General features: G+C 68.1%; 12 protein-coding genes. 1 reads left to right on the top strand and 11 read right to left on the bottom strand.

Annotation, left to right across the window (positions count from 1 at the left end; genetic code table 11):
* Positions 1-35 precede the first annotated feature (35 nt).
* From FIV34_RS06545 to FIV34_RS06495, 11 genes are all read right to left on the bottom strand, one after another.
* On the bottom strand, positions 36-398 hold the full coding sequence (locus FIV34_RS06545) for a response regulator (protein ID WP_139980830.1): 363 nt from the start codon (positions 396-398) through the stop codon (positions 36-38).
* A 12-nt stretch (positions 399-410) separates the two neighbouring features.
* Entirely contained in the window at positions 411-728 is a 318-nt protein-coding gene (locus tag FIV34_RS06540; RefSeq protein ID WP_139980828.1) for an STAS domain-containing protein, read from the bottom strand.
* A gap of 82 nt (positions 729-810) precedes the next feature.
* Positions 811-1,356 (bottom strand): hypothetical protein, encoded by a 546-nt coding sequence (locus FIV34_RS06535; protein WP_139980826.1) that lies wholly within the window; start codon positions 1,354-1,356, stop codon positions 811-813.
* Positions 1,357-1,625: 269 nt separating this feature from the next.
* On the bottom strand, positions 1,626-2,660 hold the full coding sequence (gene queA / locus FIV34_RS06530) for a tRNA preQ1(34) S-adenosylmethionine ribosyltransferase-isomerase QueA (protein ID WP_139980824.1): 1,035 nt from the start codon (positions 2,658-2,660) through the stop codon (positions 1,626-1,628).
* Positions 2,661-2,691: 31 nt separating this feature from the next.
* On the bottom strand, positions 2,692-5,073 hold the full coding sequence (locus tag FIV34_RS06525) for a hypothetical protein (RefSeq protein ID WP_139980822.1): 2,382 nt from the start codon (positions 5,071-5,073) through the stop codon (positions 2,692-2,694).
* A complete protein-coding gene (locus tag FIV34_RS06520) occupies positions 5,073-6,197 on the bottom strand; it encodes a DUF3142 domain-containing protein (RefSeq protein ID WP_211352719.1) in 1,125 nt (374 codons plus the stop codon). Before FIV34_RS06520 ends, FIV34_RS06525 begins: the two co-directional genes overlap by 1 nt.
* A gap of 169 nt (positions 6,198-6,366) precedes the next feature.
* A complete protein-coding gene (locus FIV34_RS06515) occupies positions 6,367-6,969 on the bottom strand; it encodes a response regulator transcription factor (RefSeq protein ID WP_139980820.1) in 603 nt (200 codons plus the stop codon).
* Positions 6,966-8,093 carry a sensor histidine kinase gene (locus FIV34_RS06510; protein WP_246058767.1) on the bottom strand — a complete coding sequence of 376 codons (1,128 nt, stop codon included), beginning with the start codon at positions 8,091-8,093 and terminating at the stop codon, positions 6,966-6,968. The genes FIV34_RS06515 and FIV34_RS06510 overlap by 4 nt, the downstream gene beginning before the upstream one ends.
* A complete protein-coding gene (locus FIV34_RS06505) occupies positions 8,090-9,286 on the bottom strand; it encodes a sensor histidine kinase (RefSeq protein WP_246058766.1) in 1,197 nt (398 codons plus the stop codon). Before FIV34_RS06505 ends, FIV34_RS06510 begins: the two co-directional genes overlap by 4 nt.
* A 6-nt stretch (positions 9,287-9,292) precedes the next feature.
* A complete protein-coding gene (locus FIV34_RS06500; RefSeq protein ID WP_139980818.1) occupies positions 9,293-10,072 on the bottom strand; it encodes an ABC transporter permease in 780 nt (259 codons plus the stop codon).
* Positions 10,069-10,989, bottom strand: coding sequence for an ABC transporter ATP-binding protein (locus FIV34_RS06495; RefSeq protein ID WP_139980816.1), 921 nt, complete (start codon positions 10,987-10,989; stop codon positions 10,069-10,071). Before FIV34_RS06495 ends, FIV34_RS06500 begins: the two co-directional genes overlap by 4 nt.
* A 205-nt stretch (positions 10,990-11,194) precedes the next feature.
* Between FIV34_RS06495 and FIV34_RS06490 the strand changes: the two genes are divergently transcribed.
* Positions 11,195-12,691, top strand: a complete 1,497-nt coding sequence (locus FIV34_RS06490) for an aminotransferase class III-fold pyridoxal phosphate-dependent enzyme (RefSeq protein ID WP_139980813.1) — start codon at positions 11,195-11,197, stop codon at positions 12,689-12,691.
* The last annotated feature ends 4 nt before the right edge of the window (positions 12,692-12,695 follow it).

Genomic DNA, 12,695 nt, shown 5'->3' with positions numbered 1-12,695 from the left:
TGCCTTCGAATTACCGGAACGTCTGGATCAGTGGATTAACCGAGCACGCGGGCGACAGTCGCCAGCAGCTGGTCGGGGTCGAACGGCTTCACCAGCCAGCCGGTGGCGCCGGCGGCCTTGCCTTCCATCTTCTTGTTCGTGTCCGACTCGGTGGTCAGCATGAGGATGGGCACGCCGGCATAGCCGGACATGGTGCGCATCTCGCGGACCATGGAGATGCCGTCCATCACCGGCATGTTGACGTCGGCCAGCACCAGGTCGAACTTGTGCACACCGGCCTGGTCGAGCGCCGCGCGGCCGTTATCGGCCTCTTCGACATCGTGGCCCGCGCCACGCAGGGTGAAGGCCACCATGCTGCGCATGGAGGCCGAGTCGTCTACCGCAAGAATCTTAGCCATCGGTCACTACCTTCAGTTCACGCCGGCGTGGGCCGGCAGTTCAATCAATGCATGAAGCCCCAGCACCGCGACACCGCGGCGGAGGGTATCGCTGGCGCCCGTCCAGGCCACCGGCACGCTGGCGGCGCGGGCGTCACGGCTGAATGCCGCCAGCACCTGCAGGGCGGCCGCGTCCACCTGGGCCACCGCGCTGCCGTCAAGCTGCACGGCCGCACCGGCGTTGAGCGCCGCCAGCAGGGTATCGCGCAGGGCCGGCGCGGCGGTGAGGCGCAGGTCCGCTTCCAGCGCGAGAGGCGCCTGGGTCGCGTTTTGAGTCGATTTCTTTGCCATGGTCCTGCCGTGCCCGGGGGTCGTTCGGATGGCTTATCGGCCCTTGGGGGCAAACCTTTAGCGAGACCGAGGGGCATGCGACCTAGAACACATGCCGCCCGTCCGTCTGGGAGGACACCAGTTCGCAAAGTGGCCGCTCCGCCCGGTGCTTCCTGCCAACGTAGCGGCCAACCGATCGGCCATCGATCTGCGACGGCATCGCGTACAGCGTGGTGATGGAGAAAAATCCGACGCTGACATACTGAAGAACCATCAATGCGCCGTGGCCGACCGACAGGGCCAGCTTGGTCTTCGACGTCTTTTCGGCCTCGTAGATCGTGCCCGTCTGCTGAAGCTTGAGCCACGCGAGCTCTGCAACGGATAGAGGCTCCTTCCTGATCTGCCTTGCTACCCTCGCTACCCACCGGCCGTGGCGAGCCATGATGTGGACTTCGCCCCAGCCGGCGTTTCTTCCATGGTCGTGAAATCCGCGCGCGAGTCGGATGGGCATGTGCTCAGCCGGATAGTCGCCAGACAGATTTTTCGTATCCAGGAAACCGAGATCGGCACACCCGTTCACTTCCCATCTGTCGTTTAAATGCGGACTTGGCGCCGTGGCCAAGCCACCGGGCGCGAGAATTTGAGTCATCCCTGAGGTTCCGTTGACAATCCATGGGGTAAGCACTAATTTTTATATCAAACCCACCGACGATTTACCCACCCGAGAGGCTGTAGGGCGTGGTAGCTACTAGGGGTCTGGAGCCTGAGGCCGAAAGGTCCATCCAGTTCGAGCGAGGATCCGGATTTCCGGGTCGGTCAGCCATCTCCGTATGGCGACCGCGGGCGGCGCTCAAACTCTGAGGGGAGCCTATGGCTCCCCTCTCCTTTTGTGCTTCCCGCGTTTTCGTCGGCGCTCGCTCAGGGTGCCTTTGGCGGCAGGATCAGCATGGCGTCGCCGTAGCTGAAGAAGCGGTAGCGCTGGAGCACGGCGTAGCGGTAGGCATCCAGGATCACCTCTTTACCGGCGAGTGCCGAGACCAGCATCAGCAGGGTGGACTGCGGCAGGTGGAAGTTGGTGACCAGCGCATCGACGCTGGTGATCTTGTAGCCCGGGAAGATGAAGATCTGGGTTTCGCCGGCGAACGGGCGCAGCACGCCCTCAACGGTGGCGCTTTCCAGCGCGCGCACCACCGTGGTGCCCACGGCGATGACGCGATGGCCCGCCGCGCGGGTGGCACGGATTTTCTCGACCAGTTCGGCGCCGACGTTCAGCCACTCGCGGTGCATCACGTGGTCCTGCACGTTCTCCGCACGCATGGGCTGGAAGGTGCCCGCGCCCACGTGCAGAGTGACGTAGCCGAAATCCACGCCCTTGGCGCGAAGCTTCTCCAGCAGGGCTTCATCGAAATGCAGGCCGGCGGTGGGTGCGGCCACGGCACCAGGCTCGCGGGCGAACACCGTCTGGTAGCGCTCCATGTCGGTGTCGTCGACGCTGCGCTCGATGTACGGCGGCAGCGGCATTTCGCCGAGGCGGCTGAGCAGGCGCTCCAACGGCTCCTCGATGTCGAAGCGCAGGTTGAAGAACTCACCGTCGCGGCCCATCACCGTGATCCGGGTACCGTCGGCCAGCTCGATGATGCCGCCTTCTTTCGGCTTCTTGCTCACGCCCAGCTGGGCGCGGGCTTCGTGCGCGCCGGTGACGCGCTCGATCAGGATCTCCACGGCGCCGCCGCTGTCCTTGCGGCCGTAAAGGCGGGCCGGAAGCACGCGGGTGTCGTTGAAGACCATCAGGTCGCCTGGCTGGACCAGGTCCGGCAGGTCGTAGAACTTCCGGTTGGCCTTCGACCGGCCGGCCACGTCCAGCACCAGCAGCCGGCTCCCCGAGCGGCGCTCGAGCGGCATCTGGGCAATCAGGTCGGGCGGGAGATCGAAGTCGAAGTCGGATTTCTTCACGTACGGCGGCCGGGGGAACGGGGGGCTGGGATTATGGCGCAATCCGGCGGCGACGGCGGCGGACCACCGCCCAGCCCAGGCCGGCCACGGCCAGCACGGCCACGCCGATCTCCAGCGGCAGCCAGTGACGGACGAAGTGTTTCACCGCCCGGACCTGCTGCGCGCGCTTGAGCACCCGGGCCGCCGCGAAGTCCGGCTCTTCACAGGACCAGCCGAAATCGGACGCCCATTCGACGTACGGTCCCTCCTTCACGTAGCGGGCGTAGTAGGCCTGCGCACGGCGCTGGCGGTCGTTCAGCGGGTGGCCCAGGTCGCCGTCGCGCAGCTCGTCATAGTCGGGCGGCCCCTCGAGCATCCAGTGGGTGGCCTGGCACAGGGTGGCGGCGAACGCCTGCGAGCGCGGCGGCAGCAGGTCGGCGGCCGACACGGCGCGGTCGGCGGCGACGTAGCGGTAATGCAGGCGGTGGCCCACCGTGGGCGCGCTCCCCTTGAAGCGCTGGCGCTCGCCGTCGGTGACGTATTCGCCATTGAGCGACACGGCCGACTGGCCGCTGCCGCCCTGGAACAGGCCGCCATTGTCGAAGTAATCGGGGCCCTGCTCGTAGCCGAGCAGCTCCATGCCGTTCTCGCGGGCGATTACCGCGGCCTGGTAGCGGGCCTCGGCCTTGGTGATGTCGGACCAGGCGCTGTCGCCCTCGTGCACGGCTCGCGCATAGGCCTTGGCCTTCGCCACGAGGTCGACATCGCCGAAGCGCTCGTCGCCGGCGGCCGGCAGGTAGGCGTACGCGTCGTCATAGCGGCCGGCGCGCATCAGCCGGCGCGCGAGCAGGTAGCGCAGGTGGTCGTCGATCGTCGTGCCCGCATAGGACGCCTGGGCGTCACTGGCCTTGGGTGCCGGCGAATAGGCCTTCGCATGGTCGTCGACGAAGGTCTTCAGCTCCTCCACCGTCAGCACGCGCTCGGCGACGTACGCGGCGTCGTTGCCGTAGCCCATGCCGGTGCTGCTCAGCTCGTCGTAGGTGTTGCCGTCGCCACCGACCGCCCTGGCCGCTTCGTAAAAGCGCGTCAGCGCATCGATGTAGTCCCCGCGAGACAGCGCAAGCACGCCGCGCTCGCCCATCAGCCGGTGGATGCTACCCGGCGCCAGCGAGGCCTTGGGGTCATCGGCGGCCGGGAACGCTTTCGCGGCTTCCGCGTACGCCGCGGTGGCGGCGTTGCCGTCGCCCTTGCGCAGCGCCAGCTTGGCGCGCACCCACGCGGCGAGCGGGCCCTCAGCCTTGCCGACGAGCTTCTCGGCATCGTCGTAGCGCCCGGACTCGTAGGCCAGCGAGGCGAGGCGGTCCGCGGAGGCCACCTTGTCCGCGCCGTTAGCCATGATCGCCTCGACCAGCGGCGCCAGCACCGGCGAGGGCTGGCCCTTGTAGTTCTGCGGCTCGATGCGGGCGAGTGCATAGGCCACGAGCAGCCGCTGCGATACCGGACCATCGATGATCGACGCCGCCTGGCCATCGTTGGAGAGCACGGCGGCGGCGATCGCCTCCAGCGAATCCACTGCGTTGCCCGAACCGTGCCCGGCCTGCGCGGCGTACAGCGCGATGGCGTGCTTGAGATCGGCCGGGGCGATGTCGCGCGTGCAATCGTCGACGTGGGCGAAGTGGCTCCACGTGCAGGGCGTCTTGCCGGCGAACAGGCTGAGCCGCGCTTCTTCGCCGAAGCTCGCGACGCCCAGGCCCTGCGCATCGGACGCGCCGGCGAGCACACGCGCACGCACCTGCTGGAAAGCCCTGGCTGCCGCATCGCGTTCGGCGCCGAACGCCGGCGACCCCGCGGCCTTCGTCGCGCGCAACGCATGCGCTTCGCCGAGCATGTACGCGGCCCATGCGCCACGCGCCTTCGCCTGCTCCGCCGGCAACGCCAGCACCTTCTCGAAGCTGGCCTGCGCCGCATCCAGCGCCGAGGCATCGAACGTCGTGCACGGCGGCCGCGCCGTCGCGTCGCCGTACTCGTTCTGTTCGGCCGGCGGGCAAGACGCGGTCGCCCGGTTGTAGTCGACCGCACCAGCGACGTACTGGCGCACGTCGTCCGGGAGGCCATCGCCCGCGGCGTAAGCGGCCGCGCCATCCGCCGAGCCCATCAGCGACGCCACCTTCGCCTGCTGGTCGTCCGGCAGGTCCTGGCGCTTGGGCGCATCGCCGTATCGCGGTGTTTCGGCGGCGTCCATCGCGTCCGCGGCCGGGAGCAGGTGCTGCACTTCAAAGGTGAACGTATTCTGCGGCGCCGCCTTCAGCGATGTCGCGCGGTCGTCCAGCATCTGGGTGGGAAATTCCGGGCCACAGGCCCAGGCGACGGCACCGAGGGTGGCCAGGACCAGGCCGGCGGCGAGCGCGTTGTGCTTCAGCATCGTGGGCTTCATCAGGAAACAGGGATTCCGGGCAGGGTCATGGTGGTCAGCGTGCCGGCGCTGCAGCGCGCCCAGCCGATCGCACGGGTGGCGTGGCTGGGCACGGGGCGGGCTTGTGTAGTGACGAGGGAAAGCGTGGCGCCGGCTTTCGCGAGGCGGTAGCCGTCGATGCCGTCGGCGAGGGCGCAGCCCGCTGGCAGGTCGACGCGCAGCGGTGCCGTGGCATCGGTGCCGGCCGTGTTCTCGAGCACGACGTCGCGGGCGCCGTCGCCCGCGTCGCGCAAACGCAGGCGCAGCGGCGCGTCGTCGAGATGCCCGGCAACAACGCCTCGCCACGTGGCCAGGCTCCAGGCGCGGCTGTCGTCGGCGGTGGGCAAGCGGAACCAGACGATGCCTTCGAGGTGGGGCACGCGTGCCGCCTGCAGCTCGCGCACGAAGCCCAGGACGGTGCCGGGCGCCGCGTACAATTCCGACGCACCGGCTCCTCCGGCGAGCGCCGCCTTTTCGCTTTCGACGGCCAGCAACGACCCATCCGCGTTCCAGCTCACCCGCGAGGCGTAGGTCGGCAAGGCGACGCGGAACGGCTTGCGCGTATGGCTCGCGAATCGACGCACCCAACCGGCCGCGACGGCGGGATCGAACAGGCCGGCCTGCGGCGCCTGCACGGCATGCACCTGCACAACCGATGCATCAGGGACCGCCAGCAGGCCGTCCAGCGCGGGTGAGCCGAGCCAGGTGGGCAAGGCGGTGATCGACAACGGCGTGTCGCCCAGCGCGGGTTTCAGTTGCGCCAGGAAGGCGGTGTACGCGGGAAGGCGTGCCGTCGGGCAGTCGTAGTCGATCTCGATGCCCGCGGCGCCCGGCCATTGCCGGGCCAGTTGCGCGATGCGTTCGCGCAGCGCGTCGCCGTCGAAGCGATCCAGCCGGCCATCGATGCGCACGACGAGCACCACCGGCCGGCCGCTGGCGGCCAGCGCTTCCCGGTCAGGCGCGAACGCCTGCAGGCGCCCATCGCGGGCAACCTGGGCGAGCAGCACGCGCCAGGCGTGGACGAGATCGCGCGACGCAGCCACGGACTCCCGCAACGCGGGCGTCCACTGGCGCTGCCAGATGTAGGCGTCATGGGTGAACGGCACGGCCGGCCGCCCGCAACCGGCGAGCGCCAGGGCGACGAAGCAGGCTATGACGATGTGCAGCGTGCGCGCCAATCCGATGGCTCCCGTGAGATGTCGCGGACTTTAGCAGCGCGCATGCCATCCGATCTGTAGGCATGTGCCGCGACCCCGCGTCGGCACGCCCCCGAGCTTAAAGCCAGCCCTTCTGACGGGCCAGCCGGTAGGCCTCGATCCGGTTCGCCGCGCCCAGCTTGCCGATCGCCTCGGACAGATAGTTGCGAACGGTGCCGTGCGACAGGTTCAGCTGGGTGCCGATGTCGCTGGCCGACTGCCCTTCCCCGGCCAGGCGCAGCACCTGGCGCTCGCGATCGTTCAGCGGGTCCGCTTCGGACCACGCCTCAAGGGCTAGCTGCGGGTCGATCGCCCTGCCCCCGCGGTGGACCAGGCGCAGCGACTCGGCGAGGTTCTCCGCCGGCGCGTCCTTGAGCAGGTAGCCGCTGACGCCCGCGTCCAGCGCGCGGCGCAGGAAGCCCGGGCGCGCAAACGTGGTGACGATGACCACCTTGATCGGCAGTTCGTGGCGATGCACGCGCTGGGCGATTTCCAGGCCGGTGAGGCCCGGCATCTCGATGTCGGTGACCAGTACATCGGGCTTCAGCCGCTGCAGCTCGCGCCAGGCGGATTCGCCATCGGCTGCCGAGCCCAGCACTTCGATGTCGGATTCGAGGCTGAGCAAGGCCGTCAGCGCGCCACGCACCATGGCCTGGTCTTCGGCGAGCAGCACGCGGATCATGCGATGCGCTCCGCAAGCGCCGTCAGCTCAATGGCCAGCGCCGTACCCTGCTTCACCGGCGAATCGATGGCCAGGCGGCCGCCGATCTGGCGCACCCGCTCGCGCATGCCCGATACCCCATTGCCATGCGCGGCGAGGCCGCCGCAACCGTTGTCCGTGATGCGCATCGAAAAGACCTGTCCTTCCTGGGTAATGACAACCCGCGCCTCGGTGGCACGGGAATGACGATGGATGTTGGTGACCGCTTCGCGCAGCACCAGCGACAGCGCCGCTTCCGCCGGTGCGGGCAACGCGAGCTCGGCGGGCTTTTCGATCGCCAGCGCGATGCCGGAGGCTTCGAGCATCAGCCGCGCGGAGATCAGTTCGCAACCGAGGTCCCCGGCGCGCATGCCGGTCACGGCATTGCGAACCTCGGCGAGGGCGTGCCGCGCCACGCGCTCGACCTCGTCCATTTCCTGCTGCGCGCGTGGCGGGTCGACCAGCGCCACGCGCCGCGCCAGCTCGGACTTCAGCGTAATGAGCGACAAGGTGTGGCCGAGCAGGTCGTGCAGGTCGCGGCCGATGCGTTCGCGCTCGGCCAGCGTTGCCAGGCGGGTGATTTCAGCCTGGCTGAGGCGCAGTTGCACATCCCGGCGGATGGCGCGGGCGTAGAGGTAATTACCGACGCCCGTGATGATGCCGACGAAGGGCAGGATGTACGCCTGCACCGTCGGGATGTTGAACCAATGGACCCACAGCGGCGTCACCAGGCTGGCGATCAATGTACCGATCAGCCAGGGACGCGGGCTCGGGGCGAAGGCGAGCATCGACAACGCAATGACGATGTAGCCGATGGACACCGGATTCACGATCCACAGCGCGAAGCCCATCACGATGATGGCGCCGGCGTTCCACACCATGTCGCGCAACGGCCCGAAGAAGACGCGCAGGTAACAGGTGGCGTAGACAGCCATCGACAGCACGGACGGGAGGATCCACTCCCAGTGCACACCCTTGACGGCCCACGGCGCCGAAATCAACGCATACAGCCAGAACATCTGCAGGATGCAGGTCCAGCGAAGGTATATCGGCGAATTCAGCGTCCCCATCAACGAATCGGGGCGCGGATGCTTCCACCAGTTCACGACGCAAGCCTGCGCGGTTCACTGTTGAGGTCAGCCCGGTCCGCCGCGATAAGCGGCACGCGGATCTGCACGCGCGTGCCCTTGCCGCGCTCGGATTCGAAAGCCACCGAGCCCCCCAGTGCACGCACGCGCTCGCGGATACCGCTGATGCCGTTGCCTTCGGCACTCACGCCGCCGCAACCGTTGTCGGCGATGCATAGCGCCAGCTCCTTGCCGACCACCTGCACCTTCGCTTCGGCCACGGTGGCCTTGGCATGGCGGTGGATATTGGTCACTGCCTCGCGCAGCACCAGGGCCAGCTCGTTCTCCATGCGCGCGGGGAGCGCGGGAAGTTCGGTGATGTAATCGAAGCGGATGGACGATGCGCCGAGCAGCAGGCGCGCCGATGCGAGTTCGGCAGCCACGCCCGTGGCACGGATGCCCGTCACCGCGGAGCGCACTTCCGCCAGGGCGTGGCGGGCGACGCGCTCGGCGTCTTCCATCTCACGCCGGGCGGCGTCCACGTCGCGATCCAGCAGGCGGCGGGAAAGCTCCAGCTTCAGCGTGATCAACGACAGCGTGTGGCCAAGCAGGTCGTGCAGGTCGCGGCCGATGCGCTCGCGCTCCGCGGTGGCAGCCAGGCGGCGCACTTCGTCGTGGGAGAGCTTGAGCTCCCATTCCTTCTGGCCGTTTACCCGCCACAGCAGGTTGGCGACGCTGACGAACGAGTAGACCAGGCTGAGGATCAGCGTCGGCTGCCAGCCCCAGCGCTGCACCAGCGTGGCAACGGCGATGTAAGCGGCGAGGATCCCCACCACGCGCAACAGGCACACCAGCGGCCGGCCGGTGAACGCCATGAACGACCCGGCGAAGATCACGTACGAGGTGCCGGCGGAACCGTTGACGTTGATGGTGACAAAACCGAGCAGCGCCATCGCCAGCCCGTACCACACCGTGTCACGGCACGGCCGCGTATATGCCAGCGCGTACAGGGCGAGAAAGGTGGGGAACGACCACCCCGTCACCCACCACCAGTTGGCGTCGAGGGTCCGCTCGAAGCCGAGGTCGGCAAACGCCCAGACCACCCACACCAGGTTGAACAGCGAGGCAGTGCGCGCCTTGCCCCGGCCTTCAAGGCGGGTCCACAACGAATCAGGGGCCGGCTTGAACCACGACAGGAGCATGGGCGGATCCGGGGAAAGACGTTCAGCCATGCTACTTCAACCGACGCGGCGCAGGCGACGGGCGGCCAGGCTAAGGAACACCGCCGTGAAGCCGACCAGCACGAGCACGTGGATCCACTCCCCGCCTTGCCCCATGCCGATCGCCGAGAGCGCCAGCTGGTCCAGGTGGTAGGCCGGCCAGATGGGGCCAAGCGCCTGCAGCACCTTGGGCATCATCGACAGCGGGAACCACAGGCCGGACAGGAACGCCATCGGCAGGTAGATCAGGTTGACCAGGCCGGGGGCGCTCTGCCCCTTCGCCAGCGTGCCGACCAGCAGGCCCAGCGAGCAGAACGGCAGCACGCCGAGCACCTCGGTGACGAAGAACGCGGCGATATTGCCGGCACCCAGCTGCACGCCGCCAACGAAATGGGCCAGGCATAGCATCAATACGCTCACCACCGCGGCCATCATCATCGCCATGCACATCTTGCCCACGAGGTAGGCGGCCGGCGGCATCGGCAAGGCGCGTTTCAGGGTCAGCAGGCCGTGCTCGCGGTCGATCGCCAGCGACACGCCGAAGCCGAACAGGCCCGGTGCCATCACACCGAAGGTGCCGTACGAGGCCAGCAGGAAGCGCGTAGCGTCCGGCGAGTTGTGTGCGGCGAGCACGATGCCGAACATGAGGTAGAACACCGACGGGAAGAGCATGGTCGGCAGCAGGAACCCGGGCAGGCGCAGGTAGCGGATGATTTCCGCGCGCGCTTCCTGCACGTACGCGTTGACCAGCTGGCCGGTGCTCATCGCCGGGGTAGCGGTGCCATCGATGACGTTCATGCGGCCTCCTGCGCGGCATCGGCCGCTTCGCTGTCGCGGGTGATTTCGGTAAAGGCTTCGGCCAGGCCGGCGCGCTGCACTTCCAGTTCGCTGAGGTCGGCGTCGACGGCAAGCAGGCGACGCACGACCGCTTCGGCCTGGGTGGTGGCGATATTCAGGCGCCCCTGCTGCAGCGAGACGGTGTCGACCTCCGGCCACGCGGCGACGGTGTCGGCGGGCGTGGCGGTGATGCAGCGGATGCGGCGCACGGCGACGTGGGCGCGCAGGGCATCCACGGTGCCTTCGGAAACGACGCGGCCCTTGGCGATGACGCAGACCCGGTCGGCCAGCGCTTCGGCTTCTTCCAGGTAATGCGTGGTGAGCACCACCGACGCGCCGCTGGCGACCAGCTGGCGGATCGACGCCCACAGCGCCTGGCGCGAGGTGATGTCCATGCCGACCGTCGGCTCGTCCAGGAACAGCAGTTCCGGATGGCCGGCCAGCGCCATGGCGAACTGCACCCGGCGTTGCTGGCCGCCCGACAGCGCGACGTAACGGCGGTCCAGCAGGTCGGTGATGCCGGCCAGGCCCGCGCACTCGGCCACGGACCGCGGCTGGGGGTAGTAGCTGGCGGTAAGGCGCAGCAGTTCCTTCACCTTCAACGTGGGCGGCAGGTTGGCCGACTGCAGCATGACGCCGATCCGGCGGCGGGCGTCGATGTCCTGCGGGTCACGGCCGAACAGGCTGACGGTGCCGCTGTCCGCCCGGTGCAGGCCAAGCAAGAGGCTGATGCTGGTGGTCTTGCCGGCCCCGTTCGGGCCCAGCAGGGCGAGCAGCTCGCCGCGGTGGATGGTGAGGTCGATGCCGTCCAGCGCGGTGACCGCGCCGTACCGCTTGTGGACGCCTTCGAGGCGGGCGATGCAGGTGTCTTGGTTCATGGTGTCCTCCCTTGCGACGCAACATAAACCGGCGCAACCCGTTGGCGGCAGTCGATTGCGTCATTGTGCGGATGTGACAACCGTCACCCGGGGGTTACGGGGCCAAAAACCGCATGCTATGCTCGGCCAATAATCCCTTTAAAGATAGATAGTTAGAAGCACATTAAGGGATTCTCGGCATGCACTTATCTGGGCGAGGAAGGTTATGAACGTCATTGGTACCCTGCGCGAGATGCGCGACTTCGGCGGCAAGGCCCGCACCACCGGCCTGCCCGACGCGACCATCGAACGCTTTGCGGCCCATGACGCCAGCCTGCGCCGTGCGATTGAAGAAGCCGCCGTGTATCACAAGGCGCTGCGCGCCGACATGGACGCCTTCCTGCGCATGGACGAAGCCGACCAGATCCAGCACCTGCAGTGCGGCCTGGTGAACTTCTATCCGGACGACGGCGTGAACCCGTACGTGCCGGCCGCGGCGTTCGGCCCTTGGGTCGTCACGCTGAAGGGCGCCGTGCTCCACGACGACGGCGGCTACGGCATGCTCGGCTTCGGCCACAACCCGGAACACATCCTCGAAGCGATGTCGCGCCCGCAGGTGATGGCCAACGTCATGACGGCCAACGTCTCGCAACTGCGCTTGTGCGAAGCCCTGCGCAAGGAGCTGGGCCATGTGCGCGGCAGCAACCCGTACTCGCATTTCCTGTGCCTGAATTCCGGCTCGGAATCGGTGACGCTGGCCGGCCGCATCGCCGACGTCAACGCGCGCCTGATGACCGACCCGGGTGCACGCCACGCCGGCCGCACCATCAAGCGGCTCGCGGTGAAGGGCGCCTTCCACGGCCGCACCGAGCGTCCGGCCATCTACTCGGATTCGTCGCGCCGCAATTACCAGCAGCACCTGGCCAGCTTCCGTAACGAAGACACGCTGATCACGGTGGAGCCGTACAACGTTGCTTCGCTGAAGGCCGCCTTCGCCGAAGCCGACCGCAACGGCTGGTTCATCGAAGCCATGTTCCTCGAGCCGGTGATGGGCGAAGGCGACCCGGGCCGCGCGCTGACGCCGGAGTTCTACGCCGCCGCCCGCGAGCTCACCCGTGAGCACGGCACCCTGCTGCTGGTCGATTCGATCCAGGCCGGCCTGCGTGCGCATGGCGTGCTGTCGATCATCGATTACCCGGGCTTCGAGACACTCGACGCGCCGGACCTGGAAACCTTCTCCAAGGCGCTGAACGCCGGCCAGTACCCGCTCTCCGTGCTGGCCGTCTCCGAGCGCGTCGCCGGCCTGTACCGCAAGGGCATCTACGGCAACACCATGACCGCCAACCCGCGCGCCCTGGATGTGGCCGTGGCGACCATGGCCGAGCTCACCGACGAGGTGCGCACCAACATCCGCGAGCGCGGCAAGGAATTCCTGCAGAAGCTTGAAGGCCTGAAGTCCGAACTCGGCGGCCTGATCACCAAGGTGCAGGGCACCGGCCTGCTGTTCTCCTGCGAGCTGGCCCCGGAGTTCAAGTGCTACGGCGAAGGCTCCACCGAGGAATACATGCGCGAGCGCGGCATCGGCGTGATCCACGGCGGCGCCAACTCCCTGCGCTTCACCCCGCACTTCCGCGTCACCAGCGCCGAGGTGGACCTGATCATCGACGAGGTGCGCCACGCCCTCCGCGAAGGCCCGCGCCGCGCGGCCGAAAAGGCCGCTTAACGCC

The sequence above is a fragment of the Luteibacter pinisoli genome, from assembly GCF_006385595.1.
In the GTDB taxonomy this organism is placed as follows: Bacteria; Pseudomonadota; Gammaproteobacteria; order Xanthomonadales; family Rhodanobacteraceae; genus Luteibacter; species Luteibacter pinisoli.
This window is presented reverse-complemented; position numbering and strand designations above follow the sequence as displayed.

What these genes read in the sequence shown, in the direction of transcription:
- FIV34_RS06545 (WP_139980830.1), bottom strand. Translation starts at nt 398, where the DNA reads ATGGCTAAGATTCTTGCGGTAGACGACTCGGCCTCCATGCGCAGCATG.
- FIV34_RS06540 (WP_139980828.1), bottom strand. Translation starts at nt 728, where the DNA reads ATGGCAAAGAAATCGACTCAAAACGCGACCCAGGCGCCTCTCGCGCTG.
- FIV34_RS06535 (WP_139980826.1), bottom strand. Translation starts at nt 1,356, where the DNA reads ATGACTCAAATTCTCGCGCCCGGTGGCTTGGCCACGGCGCCAAGTCCG.
- FIV34_RS06525 (WP_139980822.1), bottom strand. Translation starts at nt 5,073, where the DNA reads ATGAAGCCCACGATGCTGAAGCACAACGCGCTCGCCGCCGGCCTGGTC.
- FIV34_RS06515 (WP_139980820.1), bottom strand. Translation starts at nt 6,969, where the DNA reads ATGATCCGCGTGCTGCTCGCCGAAGACCAGGCCATGGTGCGTGGCGCG.
- FIV34_RS06505 (WP_246058766.1), bottom strand. Translation starts at nt 9,286, where the DNA reads ATGGCTGAACGTCTTTCCCCGGATCCGCCCATGCTCCTGTCGTGGTTC.
- FIV34_RS06500 (WP_139980818.1), bottom strand. Translation starts at nt 10,072, where the DNA reads ATGAACGTCATCGATGGCACCGCTACCCCGGCGATGAGCACCGGCCAG.
- FIV34_RS06495 (WP_139980816.1), bottom strand. Translation starts at nt 10,989, where the DNA reads ATGAACCAAGACACCTGCATCGCCCGCCTCGAAGGCGTCCACAAGCGG.
- FIV34_RS06490 (WP_139980813.1), top strand. Translation starts at nt 11,195, where the DNA reads ATGAACGTCATTGGTACCCTGCGCGAGATGCGCGACTTCGGCGGCAAG.